The organism is Pseudonocardia adelaidensis, assembly GCF_039543345.1.
Taxonomy (GTDB): domain Bacteria; phylum Actinomycetota; class Actinomycetes; order Mycobacteriales; family Pseudonocardiaceae; genus Pseudonocardia; species Pseudonocardia adelaidensis.
Window position 1 is genome coordinate 198,593 of the sequence record NZ_BAABJO010000008.1, and the last position, 20,638, is coordinate 219,230.

The window sequence follows — 20,638 nt, forward strand, 5'->3', positions numbered from 1 at the left end:
CCCTCGAGGGTGGAGCCTTCTCTCCTGAGGCGAGCCGGGAGGAGCGAGACATGCGTGCCGTCCCGCACGACGATCGGTCCGAGGTCCTCGAACGCGTGCGGCAGTACGCGTCGAAGCGGATGGGTGGGGACGGCGCGCGGCTGTACCTCGCGCTGCTCGAGCGGTACTACGAGCGGGTCGCGGGCGAGGACCTCGCCGCCCGAGCCGTCCCCGACCTGTTCGGCACCGCGCTCGCCCACCTGCGGCTGGCGCGCCGCCGACGGCCCGGCGAGCTCAACGTGGTGGTGTGCTCCCCGACGTTCGACGAGGACGGGTTCGCCTGCCCGCACACCGTCGTGCAGGTCGTCACCGAAGACATGCCGTTCATCCCGGAGTCGCTGGAGACCGAGCTCGACCGGCACGGGCTCGGCGTGCACCTCGCGCTCCACCCGGTCTTCGAGGTCGTGCGCGGGACGGACGGTGAGCTGCTCGCCGTGCTCGAGCACGAGGCGGAGGAGGCGGGCGCCGTCCGGGAGTCGTTCCACCACATCGAGATCGACCGGCAGGCCGACCCCGCCGTGCTCGACCGGCTGCGGCGGGACCTGGTCCGCGTGCTCGGCGACGTCCGAGCGGCGCACGAGGACCAGGCCGCGATGCGGGAGCGGGCGGTCTCGATCGCGCAGGGCCTCCTGGCGGAGGCGCAGATCGCCGATCCCCGGGACCAGGCGGAGGCCGCGGAGTTCCTGCGGTGGCTCGCCGCCGATCACTTCACGTTCCTCGGCTACCGGGAGTACGAGCTCGTGCCCGGCCCGGACGAGGACGTGTTGCGGGCGGTCGCCGGGTCCGGGCTCGGCATCCTGCGGAACGTGCCGGGGAAGGTCGTGCCCCATCCGCTGTCGACGTTGCCGCCCGACGTGCGGAGGAAGCTCCCGGAGCCGGACCTGCTCAACATCACGAAGGCCAACTCGCGCTCCACGGTCCAGCGCGGGAGCCACCTCGACTACGTCGGGGTCAAGCGGATCGACGAGAACGGGCGGGCGGTCGGCGAGCAGCGCTTCCTCGGGCTCTACCCGAAGAGCGTGGCGAAGGCGCCGCTCCACGAGATCCCGATCGTGCGGCGCAAGATCCGGGCGGTGCTCGATCGCGGCGCGGATCCCCGCCGCAGCCACGAGGCGCACGTCCTCGTCGACGTCCTCGACGGCTATCCCAGGGACGAGATCCTGCAGTCGAGCGTGGAGGAGCTGTACGGCGACGCCGTGGCGATCCTGGAGCTGCAGCACCGCCAGCGGCTCCGGTTGCGCGTGCGCCGCGACGGTTTCGGGAGGTTCTTCTCCTGCTTCGTCGACCTGCCGCTGGGACGGCTCGACGAAGCGGCGCGGGTGTGCATCCGCGACACGCTGATGAGCACGCTCCACGGCGTGCACGCCGAGGAGTCGACGCTCGTGACGGACTCCGCGGTGGCTCGCCTGCACTTCGTGATCTACGTCGAGCCCGGCTCGGTACCCGACCTGGACACCTCGCTGATCGAGGCCCGGCTGGCCTCGGCGTTGCGCACGTGGACCGACGACCTCGCCGACGCGCTCGTCGAGGAGTTCGGCGAGGAGCAGGGGGTGCTCCTGCTCGGCCGCTACGCGGACGCGATGCCCTCCGGGTACCAGGACGACCACACGCCGCGGACGGCGGTCGGCGACATCCGCAGGCTCGAGGCCCTGCTGGCCGGGGACCCGCCGGACGGCCTCGCGATGCACCTCTACTCCGTGCTCGACAGCATCGACCCGCTGCCCCGCCTCAAGCTCTACCGCCACGGCGAGCCGTTGATGCTGTCCGACGTCGTGCCGCTCCTGGAGAACATGGGGACGCGGGTCGTCGACGAACGCCCGTACGAGATCCGGCCCGCGGGCGCGCAGCCGGTGTGGATCTACGACCTCGGGTTGCGGCACGAGGACCTCGGCGAGCTCGACGCGTCCGCCCGCCGGCGCTTCCAGGAGACGCTCGCCGCCGTGTGGCGCGGTGAGATCGAGAACGACCGCTTCAACCGGCTCGTGCTCCGGGCCGGCCTGCGCGGGCGGGACGCGACCGTCCTCCGGGCGTACGCGAGGTACCTGCGCCAGGTCGGCACGCCGTTCAGCCGTGACGTCATGGCCACGACCCTCGCGGACAACCCCGAGATCGCGGCGCTGCTCGTCGGGCTCTTCGCGCTCCGGTTCGATCCCGACCTCGACGCGCGCGAGGATCGCGGCCTCGCCGCGAAGCAGGCCGTCACCGAGATCGAGCGGCGCATCGACCAGGTGGCGCGGCTCAACGAGGACCGCGTGCTGCGCAGCCTCCTGGACCTGGTGACGGCCACGGTGCGGACGAACTTCTTCGCCGACGGGGCCACATCGCTCGTCTTCAAGCTCGACCCGCAGTCCGTGCTCGACCTGCCGTCGCCGAGGCCGGCGTTCGAGACCTACGTGTACTCGCCGCAGGTCGAGGGCGTGTACCTGCGCGGCGGTCCCATCGCCAGGGGTGGGCTGCGCTGGTCGGACCGCCCCGAGGACTTCCGCACGGAGATCCTCGGTCTGGTCCAGGCGCAGACCGTCCAGAACGCCGTCGTCGTACCCGTCGGCGCGAAGGGTGCGTTCGTCGTGAAGGCCCAGGTCGTGCAGGCCCAGGCCGATGTCGTGTCCTGCTATCGCACGTTCGTCAGAGGGCTGCTCGACGTCACCGACAACGTGGTCGACGGCCGGGTCGTGCCGCCGCCCGGCGTCGTCCGGCACGACGGCGACGATCCGTACCTGGTCGTCGCCGCGGACGAGGGCGGGTTCGCCGATATCGCCAACGCGATCTCCCGCGAGTACGGCTTCTGGCTCGGCGACGCGTTCGCCTCGGGCGGATCCACCGGCTACGACCGCAGGGCGATGGGTGTGACCGCCCGCGGCGCATGGGTCGCGATGCGGCGGCACCTGCGGTCTCTCGGCATCGACGTGCAGAACGAGGACGTCACGGTCGTCGGGATCGGGGACCCGTCGGGCAACGGCATGGTGCTGTCGCGGCACATCAGGCTGGTGGCCGCCTTCGACGACACGCACGTCTTCGTCGACCCGGACCCCGATCCGCGGCGCAGCTACGACGAACGCGAGCGGTTGTTCCGCGGTCCCCGCTCGTCCTGGGCGGACTACGACCGTGCGCTGATCTCTCCCGGGGGCGGGGTGTTCTCCAGGGCGGAGAGGGAGGTGCCGCTCTCGGACGAGATGCGCCGGGCGCTCGGCGTCGACGCCGACGTGCTCTCCCCGGACGAGCTCGTCCGGGCGATCCTCGAAGCCCCGGTGGACCTGCTGTGGACCGGGGGCGCGGGCACGTACGTCAAGGCGTCGGCCGAACCGAACGCCGAGGTCGGGGACCGGAGGAACGACGCCGTCCGGGTCGACGCCGCCCGGCTGCGGTGCCGGGTGGTCGGTGAGGGCGCGAAGCTGGGGTTCACCCAGCGCGCCCGCATCGAGTACGCCCTGCGCGGCGGCCAGATCAACGCCGACATCGTCGACCGCGCGGCGGGCGTGAACTGCTCCGACCGCGAGGTCAACATCAAGATCCTGCTCGACCGGGTGGTGCGTGACGGCGACCTCACGGACAAGCAGCGCGCCGAGCTGCTCGCGGCCATGACCGACGACGTCGTGGCCCACGTGCTCGACGACAGCGACCTCCTGACGCGGGCGGTCCACCTCGACTCCGCGCAGGCTCCCGCGATGCGGGACGTCCACGCCCGGTACCTCGACGCCCTGGAGCGCTCGGGACGGCTCGACCGGGCGCGCGAACAGCTGCCCGGCACCGACGAGCTCATGGCCCGGGCCGAGATCGACGGCGGCCTCCAGCTGCCGGAGTTCGCGGTGCTACTGGCCCACAGCAAGATCCAGCTGTACGACGAGGTGCTCGACTCCGACCTGCCGGAGGACCCGTTCCTCGGCCGGGAGATCGAGCGGTACTTCCCCGACGTGCTGCGCGACCGCTACCCGCGGCAGATCCAGGAGCACCCGCTGCGGCGGGAGATCATCGCGACCCGGCTCGCGAACGGTGTCGTCGACCGCGCGGGCATGACGTTCGTGCCGCGCCTGACGGAGGAGACGGGCCTGGCTGCGCCCGACGTGGTGCGGGCGCACACGGCGGCCTGGGAGATCTTCGGGCTGAGCGCGTCGTGGGAACGGCTCGAAGCGCTCGACGGCGCCATCCCGACCCGCACCCAGATCTCCCTGTTCCTCGAGCTGCGCCGCCTGGTCGAGCGGGCCACCCGGTGGCTGCTGCGCAACCGCCCGCAGCCGCTCGACGTCGCCGACGCCATCGAGTTCCTCTCCCCGGGGGTTCGGGAGCTCACGCCGCTGATCCCGGAGCTGATCGGAGAGGACCGGCGCCGTGCCCTGGACCGGACCGTTCGCGGTCACGCGGAGGCGGGCGTGCCCGAGGAGCTGGCGAGGTCGGTGCGGACGTCGCCCGACCTCATCTCGGCCCTCGACATCACCTCGGTGGCCCGTTCGACCGGGCGTCCCGTCGGGGAGGTGGCTGCGGTCCACTTCGCGCTCGACGAGTACCTGCGCCTCGACTGGCTGCGGGATCGGATCCTCGACCTCCCGCGCGACGAGCGCTGGCCCGGCCTCGCCAGGGCGGCGCTGCGCGACGACCTGCACGTCGTCCACTCGGCGATCACGGCCGAGATCATGCGGAGCAGCTGGCCCGGCGGCAACGGTCGCGACCAGGTGCGGGACTGGATCGCGACCACCGACGCCGCGGCGATGCGGTGTCTGCGGCTGCTCGACGAGATCGCCGCGTCCGGCCGGTCGGACCTGGCGACGGTCTCGGTCGCGCTGCGCGAGATCCGGACGTTGGTGCGGGCGAGCGGCGGTTAGGACACGGCCGGACCCAGGATCTCGACCGTGCCCGCGGTCGCATCGAGCCGGAGCCGGTCGCCCGTGCTGATCGCCTCCGTCGGGTCCCGGTCCAGGTCCGACAGCGCCGGCACCCGCGTCACCACCGCACCCAGAGCGGCCTTCGTCGTCATGACGGTGAAGATCATCCCGATCGGCGCGGTGCCGAGCAGGCGGGTGGTCTGGAAGAAGCCCGACCACCCCGACGAGCCCTTGGCGCCCGGGAACACCAGGATCTTGCCGGTGAAGCACACGCCGCACAGCTCGTGGCGGCGCTCGATGATCGTGCCGGTGGCCGGGTCGATCCCGCCCCAGCCGGAGATCGTCTCGTGCGAGACGAGCGCCTCGCCCTCGACGACGCCGGGCACCACGGTGCGGCCACGCAGAACCGTCACAGCCCGCCCCTCCAGCGCCCGGTGACGGCGGCGTCGACGCACTCGTCGAGCGTGCCGAACCAGGCCTCGATGCCCAGGATCGCCGGCAGGTAGTGCGCCTGCTTGGCCGAGTCGGTGGCGAAGACCTTGGTGCCGGGCGGGGCCGAGCGCGACATGGCGGGGCAGGAGTCGGCGAGGATCTTCCCGCCGGCCGCCTCGATCACCGCGGTGTAGCCGCTGCGGTCGGCGGTGTCCTTGAGCGCCCGCGGCGCCATGATCCACAGCTGGGTGCCGGAGTGCAGCCGGCGACCGTCCAGCGCGCGGGCCGCCGCGCGGATCTGGTCGAGCGATGCGTGCGGGCAGCCCAGCAGCACGAAGTCGACGTCGGTGCAGCCGCCCTGGTCGTTGAGGGTCTCGTAGACGCGCCTGCGCTCGGCCGCGCCGTAGCCGACGGCCTCCGGGACGGCCCCGCCGAACGCCACCTCGACGTCCGGCGCCTCCGGGGTGATGCCGGGGACGTGGTACAGCTCCACGCCGCCCGACGAGGCGGCGGCCGCGCCGAAGTGCTTGAGCTCGGTGAGGTCCGGACGGGCGAGCTCGCCGACGACGACCGGTCGCGCCTCCTGCACGAGCTCGCCGACGAAGTAGCCGAACATGCCCCAGTCCCGGAACCCGGACACCGGCACGTCGGCGCGCACGAGGTGGGTGCCGCGCCGGTGGGCGTCGTGGTGGTTGCCCCAGCAGGGGATCCGCCCGGTGAGGCTCGCCGCCCCCGTCGACCCCCCGCCCTCGCAGTTGGTGCGGGCCCCGAGCACGGAGTTGGCGTAGACGACCGCGGACGACTCCATCCACGCGATGTGCTCGCCGCGCGTCGGCAGGTTCCCCACCTGGTACGGCGTGCAGGTGGCGAGGATGTGCACCCCGCGCCTGCCGTAGAACGCCTCGGCGTCCGACTGCAGCTCCACGAACTTCTCCGGGTAGGGCGCGATGCCGACCGAGTCGGGCCCGAACCCCTGCTGCAGCTGGCAGGTGGGCACCTTCATGTCCGGGACCGGCAACGCCTCGTCCGCGTCCAGGTTGATGATCGAGAACGCCTTCTCCCAGCCGCCCTCGGCCACCAGCTTCGCCTTGGCGGGCGAGGGCTGGGTGGTGGTGCCTGCGACGTTGCGCACGTCGCAGAGCCGCTCGGCGCCCAGGGCCTCGCCGTAGCGGATGAGCAGGTCCATGGCGGCGGCGACGGCGGGGCCCTCGGCGCCGTCGCGCATCGCCTTGTCGTCGTCGGTGAGTTTCATGAGACGCCGAGGATCATCGGACGACGTGGGTCTCGGGGCCGCGCCGCACGGCCGTGAACATGAGCAGCCCGCCGAAGAGGATCAGCACGACCGGGGTGAACTCGTAGGGCATCAACGCGGACAGCGCGAGCAGCCAGACCGTGTAGAGCCCGGGCAGGATCAGCCCGAACATGTAGCCGATCCCGTAGCCCGACGCGCGCACGGACGCCGGGAAGCGCTCGTTCAGGTACACCAGGATCACCCCGAGCGGCGCCGACGGCACCACCTTCGCCACCACGTACAGCACGCCGAGCACCCACTCCGGCGCGCCGCCCCGGCCCGCCACCACGAGCAGCACGAACGCCGCCGCGACGACGACGGTCATGACCAGCGCCCACCGCATCAGCAGCGCCCGGCGCCCGATCCGCTGCGAGACCTCGGCGAGCACCACGATCATCGCGATCGTGACGATCGACGACACGATCTCCAGCACGCTGCCGAGCGTCGCGCTCTGCCCCAGCACCTGCACCAGGAGCGTCGTCAGGAACGACACCGACATCTGGGTCGCGAACCAGTAGCCGCAGGTGAACAGGAACACCGAGGTGATCAGCGCGCGGTGGGTGGTGAACAGCTCGACGACGGGCTGGCGCGTCGAGGCGGCGCGCCGCTGCCGGACCGACTCCTCGTCCTCGACGACCCCGCGGTAGTGCCAGAGGTAGACCAGCCCGATCAGGAAGCCCACGAAGAAGGGCAGCCGCCAGCCCCACGCGAGGAACCCGTCCTTCGGCACCGTCTCCAGCACCCCGAACAGCAGCGCGTTCATCACCAGGAACGAGCCGGGCGCGCCCACGCCGATCAGCGCGCCGACCCGGCCCCTGCGGTGCGGGCGGGCCTGCTCGAGCGCGAGCGGGATGGGCGCGGCGTACCCGCCGGCCAGGAAGATCCCGCCGATGAGCCGCAGCACCGCGAACACGGCGATGCCGCCGTAGCCCCACGCCGCGTAGCCCGGCAGCAGGCCCATCAGGAGAGTGACGATCGTGAAGCCCCAGCCCGACAGCATCGTGACCCGTTTGCGGCCGATGCGGTCGGACAGGTTCCCGAAGATCACGCTGCCGATCGGGCGCCCGAGCAGCCCGACGGTGAACAGGACCGTGGTGAACGTGGCGCGGATCGGCGCGGACAGGTCCTGCGGCATGAAGTAGGCCATCGCCGCGGGCAGCACGAGCGCGGGCAGGTACACGTCGAAGCTGTCGACGAACATCGAGAAGGCGCCGCCGCGCGCGGAGCGGCGCTCGTCGGCGGCGGTGACCCTCGTGGTCCGCGCGGTCTCGGAGAGCGTCATTGCAGTCCTTCCTGGGTCGGTCAGCCCTCGACGTTCGGGGCGACGCGCTCGGCGAGGGCACCGAGGTCGACGTCGTGCACGCTGTCCTTGCCGACGAGGTCGAGCACGTGCGCGGCCGCGAAGCCCTCGGCGCCGCACGGCCCCATCACCCGCACGCTCGACAGCGCGGCGGCGTCGCCGTCGATGCAGCGGCCCGCGACGAGCAGGTTGTGCACGTCGGGCGGGGTCATCGAGCGCAACGGCACGTAGTGCACGTGGTCGGGGCCGAACGTCTCCCACACGTACCCCTGCCGGGTGTCGTGCAGCTCGATCGGCCACGCCGTGCGCGCGACCGCGTCCGGGAAACGGGTGCCGGAGCGGACCTCGTCGAGGGTGAGCTGGTGGACCGCGGCCACCCACCGCGTCTGGCGCCGGCCCGGGAAGCCGTAGCTGCGCACCCGCGCGTTGCCGAAGGCCTCTGGGTACTCGGCGCGCAGCAGCGCGACGGCGCGGTCGGCCTGCTCCTTGCCGCGGATCTGCGCGTCGGCGGCCGCGATCGGGTCGAGCGGGGCCTCGATGTGGGTCATGTTCAGCACCGCGGTGCCGCGGCCGGGGAAGAAGAACGCGAGCCCGTCCTGGCGGTGCAGGCCGAACTCCCCGGCCTTCGCGCCGATCCGCGCCGCCAGCTCCCCGGGGTCGGGGCAGCGGGTCTCGTCGACGTGCTCGACGACGAGCTGCTGGCTGCCGTAGATCTCGCGCTCGGGCAGCCGGCACGGCAGGCCGGCCTCCCAGGCCAGCGCGGCGTCGCCGCTGGCGTCGACGAAGCCGGTGGCGCAGACGTCGATGCTGCCGTAGCGGGTGGCGAACCGGACGGCGTCGATCCGGTCGGTCGAGCGCGTCACGCCGACGATCACCGCACCGGTGATCGCCTGGATGCCGTGGGTGGCGACCGTCTGCTCCACCCACCGGCCGAGGCGCACCTCGTCGTAGCCGACGGTGGTGGTGTGGCCGCGCCGGTAGAACAGGTCGCCGGTGGCCTCGAGGTCGGCGAACAGGTCGTCGAAGAGGCCGTGGGTGAGCCTGCGGTGCTCGGGGGCGTTGCCGAAGACCCCGCAGAACAGGCCGATGAGCGAGTTGACCATCTGCCCGCCGAGCACCGGGAGCGCGTCGACCAGCACGACGGACCGGCCCAGCCGCCCGGACTCGACGGCCGCCGACAGGCCGGCGATCCCGGCGCCCACGACGCACACGTCGGCGGTGACCTCGTGCGCCGCGCTCGCCTGCGGACGCGTGACGGTGCGGACCGGGAGGTCCGTGAGCGGGTGCGGCATGAGTCACAACGTAGGAAGCCGCGGTGGGCCCGAGGAAATAGTGAATTCGTCTACGCGCCATCGATCGGACGGATAGCCGCAGTTCTACAGGCGTGCCGCCGCGGCGACGACCGTCTCGCGCAGCCACCGGTGCGCGGGGTCGCCGTCGCGGTCGGCGTGCCACCAGAACCGCTCCACGATCGGCTCGGGATCGCCGGGGCAGGGGAGGACCCGCAGCCCGAGCTGGTCGGCCACCTGCCGGGCGAGCCGTTCCTGCAGCAGGGCGACGCGGTCGGTGCCGGCCACGAGGTGGGGCACCGCCTGGTAACTCTCGACGCGCACGCGGATCTCCGGTCGGATGCCGAAGAGGGCGAGCTGGCGGCTCATCGGTGCGCCCGAGGGGTTGCCGCGGTCGGGCTGGAACGGCGCCACCCAGGGCAGCTCGGCGAGCCGCTCCAGGGTGATCCCGTCGCCGACGTCCGGGTTGGCGGCGTCGGCGATGCAGACCCAGCGGTCGGTGAACAGCTCGACCGAGCGCACGGACGCGAGCTCGAAGCGGTCGACCGGCGGCGAGACCATCCCGTCGATCAGGGTGATCGTCTCGGCGAAGTCGAGCGCGAACGCCTCCCGCACGAGCCGCACGTGCAGGTCGACACCCGGGGCCTCGGCGCCGATGGCCCTCGACAGGTGCCTGCCGAGCACGGCGATCGTGTAGTCGGCCATGAGGAGCGTGAACTCCCGCCGAGACGTGCCCGGGTCGAACCGGCTGCCCGTGGCGAAGAGCCGCTCGGCCGCCGTGCACACCGTCTCCACCTGCTCGGCGAGCTGCATCGCGAGCGGCGAGAGGCGGTAGCCCGAGCGCGCGCGGATCAGCAGCTCGTCGTCGAAGTGCCGGCGCAGCCGCGACAGCGAGGCGCTCGCCGCGGGCTGCGACACCCCGATCCGCGCCGCCGCGCGCGTCACGTTCCGCTCGCGCAGCAGTTCGCGCAGCGCGACCAGCAGGTTCAGGTCGAGGTTGGCGAGGTGCGCGGCCGGTTGCCGCGGGCGAGGGGTCAACGGCGCACCAGCCGTTCGAACACGGTGCCCGCGACCCGGTCGAACGGCTCCGCGGTCGCGTCGGACATGGGAGCAGGCTCCCACCACTCCTGACGGTGAGTGGCGTGAGGGTCGTTACAGGCGGTAGAGCCCCGCGACGCCGGTGAAGATCGCCGCTGCGTCCTCGCCGAACCGCGCGATCTCCTCGAGCCGGTCGAACAGCTCGATGTGGTCGGCGACCACGTCGGGGTCGGTGACCAGCGCGTTCCCGGCCGTCGTCCCGATGTGGACGCTGGTCGAGTCGTGGATCGTGAACCCGTTGGTGACGAATAGTGGCACGGGTTCGGCCGGCACGCGGGGGACGACCCCGACCCTCCACGCGGGCCGCTTCACGGCCAGCTCGGCGAGGTGGGCACACTGCTCCGCCATCACCGCACCCCCCGCCACGCCCCAGTGCAGCGCCGCCTCCGCGACGATCTGCACCGCGGTCCGGCCCGGCTGTGACATGTGCAGCTGCCGGGCCAGCCGCTCGCGCATCCAGGCCTCGTTCTCGGCCTCGGAGGTGGCCGGCGGGCCGCTGACGATCGCCCGCATGTAGCCCTCGGTCTGCAGCAGACCCGGCACGATCGACGGGTGGAAGGCCCGGATGTGGCGTGCCCGTCGCTCCTCGAGCCGGATCCGTCGCTGCAGCTGTGCGACGCCCTGCTGCAGCAGCACGCGCTTCGGCACGAGCCCGGCCCGCTCCTCGGCGGCGGCCCTGGCCAGCTCCACGAGCCGCTGCCGCTGCTGCTTCGGCGCGCGCAATGCCCACGCGATCCGACCGGCGACGAGCATGCTCGGCAGCAGCCTGCCCGACTCGTACCGCGAGATCGTGGCCTGCGACGTGCCAATGCGGCCGGCGAGATCGGCCCCGGACACCCCGGCGTCGGCACGCAGCCCGCGCAGCGCCGCCGTCAGCTGCTCGATCGCCCTGAGTTCGGGGTCTTCGGGGGACATCTCACGTAGGGTATGCGCCTTCCCGATGGTGCTCGGGGTGGCGCGCCCACCACACCGCGAACGGCTCGGCCACATGCCAGAGCAGGTCGCGCAGCGCCGCGTAGAACGGCACGTCCCGCTCCGCCACCACCCACGCCCCGCGGAACACCCCTGCCGGGTCGTAGTCCATCCGGATCACGTGGACGTCGTCGAACACGGAGAAGTCACCGGCCGGTGCCAGTGGGAACGGCGTGTCGGTGAGGTCGACGATGCGGATGTCCTCGCCGTGTTCGACCAGCGGTATGTAGCCCCACTGGCACTCGTAGCGCTCGTACTCGGTGAGCGGGCCGCGGACGACCCGCACCCGACGGCGGGTGATGCCGGCGGCGCTGTCGTTGCGCACGCGATCCAGCCACGGTTGCCTCGCCGCCCAGTCCGGCTGTCGATCGCCACGCCGCCACGCATCGAAGCCCGGAGCATCCGGGTCGTAGTAGCCGAGCGTTTCCAGTCGAAGCATGTCCCGGGTGAGGTGCTTGCAGCGCTGCCGGGGACCGCCGAACGCCTGCTCGCCGATCACGTCGACGACGGGCGTGGGCGTTGCCGTCGATGCACGATCGGGGGCCAGGCGGGTCACCATCTGTGGCCGTGCCGGCTCCACGACCTCGCCCGGCGAACCCTCGCCATGGCAGCTCGGCCTCCTGGCCACCTCCGCTGATCGGACGCTACCTCCGTTCGGGGGCTCGCCTCCCGCTCGGGCGCCCTGGATCGTGGGGAGCGGTCGTGACCGAGGAGATGGCTATGGCTCCGATGATGCAGCAGGCCTTCCGGCGCAAGCCGGTGGAGGTGATGGCCGCGGAGACCGGAATCGACGGCCACGGGGGCGGGCAGCTGGCCCGCACCATCGGGCTCTTCCCGCTCACGATGATCGGGGTCGGCGCGACGATCGGGACGGGCATCTTCTTCATCCTGAGCGAGGCCGTCCCGGTCGCCGGGCCGGCCGTCGTCTGGTCGTTCGTGATCGCCGGGGCCGTCGCGGGCCTCACGGCGCTCTGCTACGCGGAGCTGGCCAGTGCGGTCCCGGTGTCGGGGTCGTCGTACTCCTACGCGTACGCGACGCTCGGGGAGGTCGTCGCCATGGGGGTGGCGGCCTGCCTGCTGCTCGAGTACGGCGTGTCGGGCGCCGCGGTGGCGGTGGGGTGGTCGCAGTACCTCAACCAGCTGCTCGGCAACCTGTTCGGGTTCGAGATCCCCGAGCTGCTGTCCCAGTCGCCGGAGGGCGGTGGGCTGATCAACCTGCCCGCCGTGGTGCTCATCGCGCTGTGCGCGCTGCTGCTCATCCGCGGGGCGAGCGAGTCGGCCACGGTCAACGCGGTCATGGTCGTCCTCAAGCTCGCCGTGCTGGTGATGTTCGTCGTCCTCGGCATCACGGGCTGGAACTCCGACAACCTCGCCGACTTCGCGCCGTACGGGGTCACGGGCGTCACCGGGGCCGCCGGCATCATCTTCTTCGCCTACGTCGGCCTCGACGCCGTGTCGACCGCGGGGGAGGAGGTGAAGAACCCCCGCCGGACGATGCCGATAGCCATCGTCCTGGCGTTGCTCATCGTCACGTCCGTCTACGTGGCGGTCGCACTCGTCGCGGTCGCCGCGCAGCCCCAGGCGGGGTTCGAGGGCCAGGAGGCGGGCCTCGCCGCCATCCTGGAGAACGTCGTCGGCGCCAGCTGGCCGGGCACCGTGCTCGCGGCCGGGGCGATCGTCTCGATCTTCAGCGTCACCCTCGTCGTGATCTACGGCCAGACCCGCATCCTGTTCGCGATCGGCCGCGACGGGATGCTGCCGAGCTTCTTCCAGCAGGTGAACGCCCGCACCAGGACGCCGGTGAACAACACGATCCTCGTCGCGGTCGTCGTCGGGTTGCTCGCCGGATTCCTGCCGATCAACTTCCTCGCCGAGATGACGAGCATCGGCACGCTCGTGGCGTTCCTCGTCGTCTCGATCGGCGTGATCGTCCTGCGGCGCACCGCACCGGACCTGCCACGCGGGTTCCGGGTGCCCGGCTACCCGGTCACGCCGATCCTGTCGGTGCTGGGGTGCCTCTGGATCATCAACAACCTGCGGCCGATCACCATCGCGGTGTTCGGGATCTGGGTGGCCGTCGTCCTGGTCTGGTACTTCACCTACGGGATCCGGCATTCGCGGCTGCGCGCCGGTGACGTTCCGGGGGACGTGTCATGACGGTCCTCGTCGGCCTGTCGCGCGACGAGCGCGCGCCCGCGGCCGTGCACCTCGGCGTGCTGCTCGCCCGCTCGCTCGACGACGACCTGCTGGTGTGCACGGTGGTGCCGCCACCGTGGCCACCGGGGATGGGCCGGGTCGACGCCGAGTACCAGGACTACCTCGACCGCAGCGCGCAGGAGGCGATCGAGCGGGCGCGGGAGCTGGTGCCCCCCGACCGGCCGGCCGCGTTCGTGGTGGCGAGGGCGCGGTCGACGCCGGTGGGCCTGCTGGACGTCGCGCAGGAGCACGGCGCCCGCCTGCTGGTGCTCGGTTCGTCGACGGCCGGGGTGCTCGGCCGGGTCGCCTTCGGGAGCGTCGCGGACCGGCTGCTGCACACGTCACCGCTGCCGCTGGTGCTCGGCCCCCGTGGGTTCCGCTGCCGCAGGGACGCCACGGTCCGCCGCGTGACGGTGGCGTACGGCGCCACCGACGGCGCGGGGGAGCTGGTCGTCGCCGTCGCCGGGATGGCCGCCCGCGTGGGCGCCGCGCTGCGCGTCGCCTCGTTCGCGGTACGGCCGCACACCCCGCTGACGGCCGGGGTCGGCTCCCGGGCCGAGGACGCCGTGGCGAGCGAGTGGACCGCGGACGTTGAGCGGGCTCAGTGCGCGGTGCTGAAGGAGGTCGAGCGGCTGCCCCGGCAGCCGTCCGGGCTCGAAGCGGTGGTGGGCCACGGCACCGACTGGGCCGGGGCGATCGAGGACATCGGGTGGGACGACGGCGAGCTGCTCGCCGTCGGCTCCAGCACCGCGGGGCCGATCGAGCGCGTGTTCATCGGTTCGCGCTCGTCGCGGATCGTCCGGCACTCGCCGGTGCCCGTGGTCGTGGTGCCGCGCGGTGCGGCACAGGCACTCGCCGAACGCGCGGAGAACGACGTAGGTTGAACGCATGGCGATCTCCGTTGGCGACCGGCTCCCCGACGCCGAGCTGCGCAGGATGACCGCGGACGGCCCCACCGTCGTGAAGAGCACCGAGGTGCTCGGCGGGGGCAAGGTCGTGCTCTTCGCCGTGCCGGGAGCGTTCACGCCGGGCTGCTCCAACGTCCACCTGCCCGGCTTCATCGAGCGGGCGGGCGAGCTCAAGGCCAAGGGCGTCACCACGATCGCGTGCGTCGCGGTGAACGACCCGTTCGTGATGGACGCGTGGGGCGAGGCCCGCGGCGTCGGCGACGACATCCTGCTGCTCTCCGACGGCAACGGCGAGTTCACCGCCGCCATGGGCCTCGAGCTGGACGGCAGTGGCTTCGGTCTCGGCAGGCGCTCGAAGCGCTACGCGGCGATCATCGAGGACGGTGTGCTGACCAGCCTGGACGTCGACGAGAAGGGCATCGACCTCTCGACCTGCTCGAACGTGCTGCTCAAGCTCTGAGCTCTCAGAGGCCGAGCGCCTGCTTCAACTGCGTCGCGTGCCGGCGCGCGACGGGGATGGTCTCGCGTGTGCGCGCGTCGGTGGCGAGGAAGAGCGCGCCCTTGAACCCCTGTTCGACCTCCCGCACCCGCCCGAGGTTCACGAGGAACCGCCGGTGGACGCGGAGGAAGCCCTTGTCCTCGAGCTGCTGCTCGAGGCGGTCGAGGCCCCGGGTGGTGGCGACCAGGCGTCCCTGGTCGGTGGTCAGCCAGACGGTGTTGTGGTCGGCCTCCGCGAACCGGATCTCGCGCGGGTCGAGCAGGACCCAGCGGTCGTCGCGCTGGGCGACGACGCGGGTCGGCACCGAGCTGGGCCAGCCGCTGGCCGCGGGTTCGGCCTCCGGGGCGTCGATGGCGGTGGTGTCGTCGGAGGCCCCGAAGGCGAGCAGCACGCCGATCAGCTGGGTGCCGGTGAAGACCGGGTGCACCGACACCGGGATCGTGACCCCGAGGAACGGCACGAACACGAGCGTGGAGCCCGTCCAGCTCGGGTCCTTGCGCGCCCGCTCGACGGCGCGGCGCACCAGCCGCGGCAGCGTCGAGAGCTGGGGCGTCCAGCGGTGGGTGGGGGAGTAGGCGGGCTGGTCGGCCGGTGTGCCCAGCAGCACGGCGGCCTCGCTGTTGGCGAGCACCACGTTCCCCGCCAGGTCCACGGCGGCCACCGCCGTGGCGGGCGCGGCGCGGAAGTCGGTCAGGGCGGCCCCCAGCTGCGTGCCGCTCAGGTGCGCCCGCTGCCGGAGCTTCGCCTCGGTGGTGGCGGCCACCTTGCCGAGCCACGGGAGCACGGCGTCCGACAGTGACGCCTGCCAGCTGGAGATGTTGAGGACGGCGAGCGGGTCGTGGGTGACGGCGTCGCGCACCGCGACCCCGGCGCACACCCACCCCTGGAACCCGCGACACCAGTGCTCGGGGCCGCGGACCAGCACCGGGCGGTGGCTCTCCAGGGCCGTTCCCATGCCGTTGGTCCCGCTCGCCCACTCCGACCACGTGGACCACGGGGCCAGGTTGCTCTCGGCGGCCAGGGTGAGGACGTAGTTGCTGCTGCCCCACGTGCCGAGGATCCGGCCGTCGCCGTCGGTCACGGTGACGACGCCCTCGACGCCACCGAGCTCCCGTACGGCGGACGCGGCCTGACCGCCCAGCTCGGTGTACACCACGTCGTGGTCCATCGAGTGCGCGCCCACCTCGGCCGCCGGCGGCGCCCGGTCCAGCTCGGGGTCGACCGCGTACTCCTCGCGGCAGCGGTACCAGGACATGAGGATCTCGGGCCGCACGCCCCGCACCGACTCCGCTCCCGCCGCGAAGCGCTCCCAGGCGTCGATGGTCGTGCGGAGGGCGTCGTCGGAGAGCACCACACCGCTCGTTGCGTGTGACGCCCCGCTCGTTCGCCCCTCTGCGCCGTTCACCCCATCCCCCTTTGGACGCGGCGTGTCGCGATCCAGGATCGGATCATCGGGCGCGCGCACCGCTCGGCCACCACCCGGACGGGCAACATCCTGTGCGTCACGACCAGCCGGACACCAGGCTAGCCACCCGGGTGACGGTCCTCCTAGAGGCTGAACGCGCGACGCGAAGGCACGTCTGGAGGTGTCGATCCATGCCCGTGGTGGGACCTCGGCCCGAAGGCCGAGCACTCCGCCCTGCTCAGCGGTGCGCCCCGAGAGCTTCCCGCTCCCCGTTCTTCTCCTCTTCCCCGCATCAGATCTTCTCGGAGTCGGCCGCGGCGCCGAGTGCCCCACCTAACCGTCGGAGGAGGCATCGAAAGATCGAGATCGGTCGGATTGTCGACGAGGACAACCGCAATTGGAGGTGGAGTCGGTGACGAGTACCGCACAGGAGCGTTCCGCCCTGCTGAGCAAGCTCGGGTTGGACGCGCAGAACAAGGGCCCCCTGGGGCACGTGCTGGGGACCGGGAACATCGGACAGGCCACGGAGCGGGGCGACGGCCGGATGGAGGCGACCATCCGGATCAACGAGGACGAACTGACCTGGGACCCCCAGATCCTGGTCCTGCCCCACGGTGGCGACCTCGAACTCACGCTCATCAACGACGACCGGAACACGCATTGCGCGCTGCTGCCGAGCAACGGTGACCGGAAGTTCATCTGGCTGGTCAACCACTCCCGGGGACGGGCGATGCTCAACCTCGACGGACCGGGCTACTACTGGTTCAGCTCACCCACGGGCAACGACGAAGGCCGGGGGCTCACCGGCGCCATCGTCGTGCTGGGCGACGTCCCACCCGAGGCCAAACTGGACCGACCCGACCAGCCGCGGCCGTAGGGAGGAGGAGAGGTAATGACGACTGCTGATTACGTCGACGCGGGCGAGGCCATCGACCAGGGAACGCTGAGCGGCAAGCACGGTACCGCTCCGCCGGTGGTGACCCACCTCGACTACGAGCGCATTCGCAACGCCCGTTCGGAACCCCACAACTGGATCACCTACTACGGGGCGTACGACGGACAGCGGTACAGCCCGCTCGACCAGATCAACACGGAGAACGTCAAGCGACTCGGGCCCGCGTGGATATTCCAGTCCGGCACGGCAGGGATGATCGCCGGCGCGTCGACGTACGCGTTCGAGGCCACCCCGATCGTCGTCGACGGCGTGATGTTCGTCAGCGGCTGGGACGGCTGGGTATGGGCCCTCGACGCCCGTTCCGGCAACGAGATCTGGCGGTACAAGCACGCCGTTCCGTTCGACGTGTCGCTGTGCTGTGGAAACGTGAACCGCGGGGTCGCGGTCGCGCAGGGGAAGGTCTTCGTCGTCACAGGGAACGCCCATGTGCTCGCCCTCGACGCGGAGAACGGGAAACGCATCTGGGACAAGACCTACGGCGACGTCCGGGCCGGGGAGAGCGGCACGGTCGCGCCACTGATCATCAAGAACATGGTGGTCGTGGGGAGCTCGGGCGGCGAGTTCGGCGTGCGCGGGCACCTCGACGCGTTCGACATCGAGAGCGGCGAGCACCAGTGGCGCTGCTACATGGTCCCGAAGCCCGGCGAGCCCGGCAGCGAGACCTGGCCCGCCGACGGCCAGGCGTGGCAGCGCGGCGGCGCGAACTGCTGGCTGACCAGCACGTTCGACCCGGAGACGAACCTGCTGTACGTGGGCACCGGCAACCCGGCGCCCGACTTCGACGGCGAGGTCCGCGAGGGCGACAACCTCTTCACCGACAGCATCGTCGCCGTCGACGTGGACAGCGGCCGGATCCAGTGGCACTACCAGTGCACCCCGCACGACGTGTGGGACTACGACAGCATCTCGGAGAACATCCTGTTCGAGTCGGGCGGGCGCAGGCTGCTCGGCCACTTCGACAAGAACGGCTACTTCTTCGTCCTCGACCGCACCAACGGTGAGCTGGTGCAGATCACCCCGTTCGTGGACCGGATCACGTGGGGCGCGATCACGCGGGACGGCCAGGTGACGGCCAAGGTGTACCCCGACAAGGAGGGAGAGCCGGTCCACTTCTACCCGGGCCCGGCCGGCGCCAAGGAATGGACCCACGCGTCCTACAGCCCCAAGACCGAGCTGTTCTACGTGCCGGTGCAGGACGTCGGGGCGACGGCCACGCGGCGGCGCCGGGAGTTCAAGGAGAGCATCCCGTACTGGGGCGCAGGCGTGAACGTGGACCTCGAGAACATGACCGGGTGCGTCAGCGCGTTCGACGCGAACGGTGAGGAGAAGTGGCGCTGGCGCGCCCGGCTCCCGATGTGCGCCTCGACGCTGGCCACGGGCGGCGACCTGGTGTTCGCCGGCGAGCCCTCCGGCGAGTTCAACGCCCTCGACGCGCGTACCGGGGAGCAGCTGTGGCAGTTCCAGTGCGGCAGCGGGCACCACAGCAGTCCGATGAGCTATAGCGTGGACGGGCGGCAGTACGTCGCCGTGCCGGTCGGCTGGGGCGGCTGGGCGGAAGGTTTCCTGCCCGGGATGCTCGGCGCCGGCCACGGCAGCGCACTGATCGCTTTCGCCCTCCCGGAGTCGTAGTCGCGATCGATCCGCCGGGCCGGGAACGACGGAGAGGAGGTGACGAACCATGGAACTCGTCGAGTGGGAGTCTCCCGACTTCGAGGAAATCGCGTGTGCCCCCGAGGTGACGATGTACGTCGCTCGGATGGAGGACTGACTCCGTCTCCGGGGGACGCCGGCATCGGCCGGCGTCCCCCGGAGCGGACACACCCGGGAAAGGACGCCGACGATGTGGCTTCGCGTGCTGGGATCGGCGGCGGGGGGAGGGTTCCCGCAGTGGAACTGCGGATGCCCGGGCTGCCGCGCCGTCCGTGACGGCTCGCGGCCCTGCCGGCCCCGCACCCAGTCGTCGGTGGCGGTGAGCGCCGACCGGCGCAGGTGGTACCTGCTGAACGCCTCACCCGACGTCCAGCGGCAGGTCGAGTCGTTCCCCGACCTCCACCCGCGCGCCGACCGGGGCACACCGATGGAGGCCGTGCTGCTCACCGACGCCGAGCTCGACCACACGCTCGGCCTGCTGTTGCTCCGCGAGGGGCGGGGCGTCGACGTGTACGGCACCGAGGCGGTGCGGTCCACGCTCGCCGACGGGACGGGGCTCCTGCGCACGCTCGAGGCGTACTGCCCGGTGCGCTGGCACCCGGTGGTGCCGGACGCCGACGTCCCGCTCGCGGACGGGCTGTCGTACCGGGCGTTCGACGTGCCCACCACGAAGCGCGCGCGCTTCGGGGCCGGCACCGAGAAGGGGCGCGTGGTGGGCTACCGCCTCACCGACGAGCGCACCGGCCGGTCCGTCGTCCACCTACCGGGGGTGCAGGACCTCGCGCCGGTGCGCGACCAGCTGGCCGGCTGCGCCTGCCTGCTCGTCGACGGCACCTGCTGGAGCGACGACGAGATGATCCGGCTCGGCCTGGCCGGCAAGACCTCCCGCGAGATGGGGCACGTGCCGATCGACGGTCCCGGCGGGAGCCTCGAACAGCTGGCGCCGCTCCCGATCGAACGGAAGATCTACCTCCACATCAACAACACGAACCCGATCCTGCTCGACGACTCGCCGGAGCGCCGTCGCGTCGAGCAGCACGGCATGGAGGTCGCCGTGGACGGAATGGAGCTGCGGATATGACGGCGGTCCTCGCCGACACCGAGGCCTTCGTGGCCACGCTGCGGGCCCAGTCCCGGCGGTACCACTCGATGCACCCGTTCCACCGCCGGATGAACGAGGGCCTGCTCGGCCGGGAGCAGGTGCAGGGCTGGGTCGCCAACCGCTTCTACTACCAGGCGAACATCCCCCGCAAGGACGGCGCCATCCTGTCCAACTGCCCCCACCCGGACGTGCGCCGCCGCTGGATCCGCCGCATCGTCGACCACGACGGCACCGCGCCCGGCGAGGGCGGCATCGAGGCGTGGCTGCGGCTCGGCGAGGCGGTCGGGCTCCCGCGCGCGGAGGTGGCCGACGAGCGGCACGTCGTGCCGGGCGTCCGGTTCGCCGTCGACGCGTACGTGACGTTCGCCCGCACCCGGCCGTGGGTCGAGGCGGTCGCTTCGTCGCTGACCGAGCTGTTCGCCCCCGATCTCATGGCCGATCGGCTCGCCGCCTTCGAGCGGCACTACACCTGGATCGACCCCGCGGGCCTCGCCTACTTCCGGGCCCGCCTCACCCAGGCGCCGCGCGACTCCGAGCACGCGCTCGAGGTGGTCACGCAGTACTGCCGCACGCCGGCCGAGCAGGACGCGGCGGTCGCGGCGCTGTCGTTCAAGAACGACGTCCTCTGGAGCATGCTGGATGCCATCGACTCGGCCTATCCCGACCGTTGACGGCGCCGACCGCC

General features: G+C 72.0%; 17 protein-coding genes. 9 read left to right on the top strand and 8 right to left on the bottom strand.

Translation table 11 applies throughout. From position 1 onward, the window contains the following. The first annotated feature begins 50 nt into the window (after window positions 1-50). On the top strand, window positions 51-4,856 hold the full coding sequence (locus ABEA81_RS13035; RefSeq protein ID WP_345605255.1) for an NAD-glutamate dehydrogenase: 4,806 nt from the start codon (window positions 51-53) through the stop codon (window positions 4,854-4,856). On the opposite strand, the gene ABEA81_RS13040 is transcribed toward ABEA81_RS13035, so the two are convergent. The 7 genes from ABEA81_RS13040 to ABEA81_RS13070 form a co-directional block, all read right to left on the bottom strand. Then, window positions 4,853-5,269 carry an aconitase X swivel domain-containing protein gene (locus ABEA81_RS13040; protein ID WP_345605256.1) on the bottom strand — a complete coding sequence of 139 codons (417 nt, stop codon included), beginning with the start codon at window positions 5,267-5,269 and terminating at the stop codon, window positions 4,853-4,855. The genes ABEA81_RS13035 and ABEA81_RS13040 overlap by 4 nt on opposite strands. Then, a complete protein-coding gene (locus tag ABEA81_RS13045; RefSeq protein WP_345605257.1) occupies window positions 5,266-6,540 on the bottom strand; it encodes an aconitase X catalytic domain-containing protein in 1,275 nt (424 codons plus the stop codon). The genes ABEA81_RS13040 and ABEA81_RS13045 overlap by 4 nt, the downstream gene beginning before the upstream one ends. A gap of 13 nt (window positions 6,541-6,553) precedes the next feature. Then, window positions 6,554-7,861: an MFS transporter gene (locus tag ABEA81_RS13050; RefSeq protein WP_345605258.1), complete on the bottom strand. Its 1,308-nt coding sequence runs from the start codon at window positions 7,859-7,861 to the stop codon at window positions 6,554-6,556. Between the two features lie 20 nt (window positions 7,862-7,881). Next, complete coding sequence (locus ABEA81_RS13055; protein WP_345605259.1) at window positions 7,882-9,171, bottom strand: FAD-dependent oxidoreductase; 1,290 nt, start codon at window positions 9,169-9,171, stop codon at window positions 7,882-7,884. Between the two features lie 84 nt (window positions 9,172-9,255). Further along, complete coding sequence (locus ABEA81_RS13060) at window positions 9,256-10,206, bottom strand: LysR family transcriptional regulator (protein ID WP_345605260.1); 951 nt, start codon at window positions 10,204-10,206, stop codon at window positions 9,256-9,258. 114 nt (window positions 10,207-10,320) lie between these two features. Continuing rightward, entirely contained in the window at window positions 10,321-11,181 is an 861-nt protein-coding gene (locus ABEA81_RS13065; protein WP_345605261.1) for a helix-turn-helix domain-containing protein, read from the bottom strand. Between the two features lies 1 nt (window position 11,182). Further along, entirely contained in the window at window positions 11,183-11,797 is a 615-nt protein-coding gene (locus ABEA81_RS13070; protein ID WP_345605262.1) for a DUF6879 family protein, read from the bottom strand. Between the two features lie 161 nt (window positions 11,798-11,958). Between ABEA81_RS13070 and ABEA81_RS13075 the strand changes: the two genes are divergently transcribed. Genes ABEA81_RS13075 through ABEA81_RS13085 form a run of 3 tightly spaced genes read left to right on the top strand, consistent with a single transcriptional unit; the run spans window position 11,959 to window position 14,802 of the window. Next, a complete protein-coding gene (locus ABEA81_RS13075; protein ID WP_345605263.1) occupies window positions 11,959-13,395 on the top strand; it encodes an APC family permease in 1,437 nt (478 codons plus the stop codon). Then, window positions 13,392-14,318 carry a universal stress protein gene (locus ABEA81_RS13080; protein WP_345605264.1) on the top strand — a complete coding sequence of 309 codons (927 nt, stop codon included), beginning with the start codon at window positions 13,392-13,394 and terminating at the stop codon, window positions 14,316-14,318. The genes ABEA81_RS13075 and ABEA81_RS13080 overlap by 4 nt, the downstream gene beginning before the upstream one ends. A 4-nt stretch (window positions 14,319-14,322) precedes the next feature. Continuing rightward, window positions 14,323-14,802 (top strand): peroxiredoxin, encoded by a 480-nt coding sequence (locus ABEA81_RS13085; RefSeq protein ID WP_345605265.1) that lies wholly within the window; start codon window positions 14,323-14,325, stop codon window positions 14,800-14,802. Window positions 14,803-14,806: 4 nt separating this feature from the next. On the opposite strand, the gene ABEA81_RS13090 is transcribed toward ABEA81_RS13085, so the two are convergent. Beyond that, window positions 14,807-16,192 carry a DNA-binding protein gene (locus tag ABEA81_RS13090; RefSeq protein WP_345605266.1) on the bottom strand — a complete coding sequence of 462 codons (1,386 nt, stop codon included), beginning with the start codon at window positions 16,190-16,192 and terminating at the stop codon, window positions 14,807-14,809. 466 nt (window positions 16,193-16,658) lie between these two features. Here ABEA81_RS13090 and ABEA81_RS13095 point away from each other — a divergent pair, with 466 nt between their 5' ends. From ABEA81_RS13095 to pqqC, 5 genes are all read left to right on the top strand, one after another. Next, the gene (locus tag ABEA81_RS13095; RefSeq protein ID WP_345605267.1) at window positions 16,659-17,123 is read left to right on the top strand and encodes an MSMEG_3727 family PQQ-associated protein; all 465 of its coding nucleotides are present in this window, start codon (window positions 16,659-16,661) and stop codon (window positions 17,121-17,123) included. A gap of 15 nt (window positions 17,124-17,138) precedes the next feature. Next, the gene (locus tag ABEA81_RS13100; protein WP_345605268.1) at window positions 17,139-18,830 is read left to right on the top strand and encodes a PQQ-dependent dehydrogenase, methanol/ethanol family; all 1,692 of its coding nucleotides are present in this window, start codon (window positions 17,139-17,141) and stop codon (window positions 18,828-18,830) included. A 49-nt stretch (window positions 18,831-18,879) separates the two neighbouring features. Next, entirely contained in the window at window positions 18,880-18,969 is a 90-nt protein-coding gene (pqqA, locus tag ABEA81_RS13105) for a pyrroloquinoline quinone precursor peptide PqqA (protein WP_345605269.1), read from the top strand. A 72-nt stretch (window positions 18,970-19,041) separates the two neighbouring features. Then, the gene (gene pqqB, locus ABEA81_RS13110; protein ID WP_345605270.1) at window positions 19,042-19,932 is read left to right on the top strand and encodes a pyrroloquinoline quinone biosynthesis protein PqqB; all 891 of its coding nucleotides are present in this window, start codon (window positions 19,042-19,044) and stop codon (window positions 19,930-19,932) included. Beyond that, window positions 19,929-20,624 carry a pyrroloquinoline-quinone synthase PqqC gene (gene pqqC / locus ABEA81_RS13115; RefSeq protein ID WP_345605271.1) on the top strand — a complete coding sequence of 232 codons (696 nt, stop codon included), beginning with the start codon at window positions 19,929-19,931 and terminating at the stop codon, window positions 20,622-20,624. The genes pqqB and pqqC overlap by 4 nt, the downstream gene beginning before the upstream one ends. Window positions 20,625-20,638 lie beyond the last annotated feature (14 nt).

Bases quoted from the DNA above. Each gene is read 5' to 3' on its own strand.
- ABEA81_RS13100 (WP_345605268.1), top strand. From the start codon at position 17,139: ATGACGACTGCTGATTACGTCGACGCGGGCGAGGCCATCGACCAGGGA.
- pqqA (WP_345605269.1), top strand. From the start codon at position 18,880: ATGGAACTCGTCGAGTGGGAGTCTCCCGACTTCGAGGAAATCGCGTGT.
- ABEA81_RS13055 (WP_345605259.1), bottom strand. From the start codon at position 9,171: ATGCCGCACCCGCTCACGGACCTCCCGGTCCGCACCGTCACGCGTCCG.
- ABEA81_RS13085 (WP_345605265.1), top strand. From the start codon at position 14,323: ATGGCGATCTCCGTTGGCGACCGGCTCCCCGACGCCGAGCTGCGCAGG.
- pqqB (WP_345605270.1), top strand. From the start codon at position 19,042: ATGTGGCTTCGCGTGCTGGGATCGGCGGCGGGGGGAGGGTTCCCGCAG.
- ABEA81_RS13035 (WP_345605255.1), top strand. From the start codon at position 51: ATGCGTGCCGTCCCGCACGACGATCGGTCCGAGGTCCTCGAACGCGTG.
- ABEA81_RS13045 (WP_345605257.1), bottom strand. From the start codon at position 6,540: ATGAAACTCACCGACGACGACAAGGCGATGCGCGACGGCGCCGAGGGC.
- ABEA81_RS13075 (WP_345605263.1), top strand. From the start codon at position 11,959: ATGGCTCCGATGATGCAGCAGGCCTTCCGGCGCAAGCCGGTGGAGGTG.
- ABEA81_RS13070 (WP_345605262.1), bottom strand. From the start codon at position 11,797: ATGGTGACCCGCCTGGCCCCCGATCGTGCATCGACGGCAACGCCCACG.
- ABEA81_RS13050 (WP_345605258.1), bottom strand. From the start codon at position 7,861: ATGACGCTCTCCGAGACCGCGCGGACCACGAGGGTCACCGCCGCCGAC.
- pqqC (WP_345605271.1), top strand. From the start codon at position 19,929: ATGACGGCGGTCCTCGCCGACACCGAGGCCTTCGTGGCCACGCTGCGG.
- ABEA81_RS13080 (WP_345605264.1), top strand. From the start codon at position 13,392: ATGACGGTCCTCGTCGGCCTGTCGCGCGACGAGCGCGCGCCCGCGGCC.
- ABEA81_RS13065 (WP_345605261.1), bottom strand. From the start codon at position 11,181: ATGTCCCCCGAAGACCCCGAACTCAGGGCGATCGAGCAGCTGACGGCG.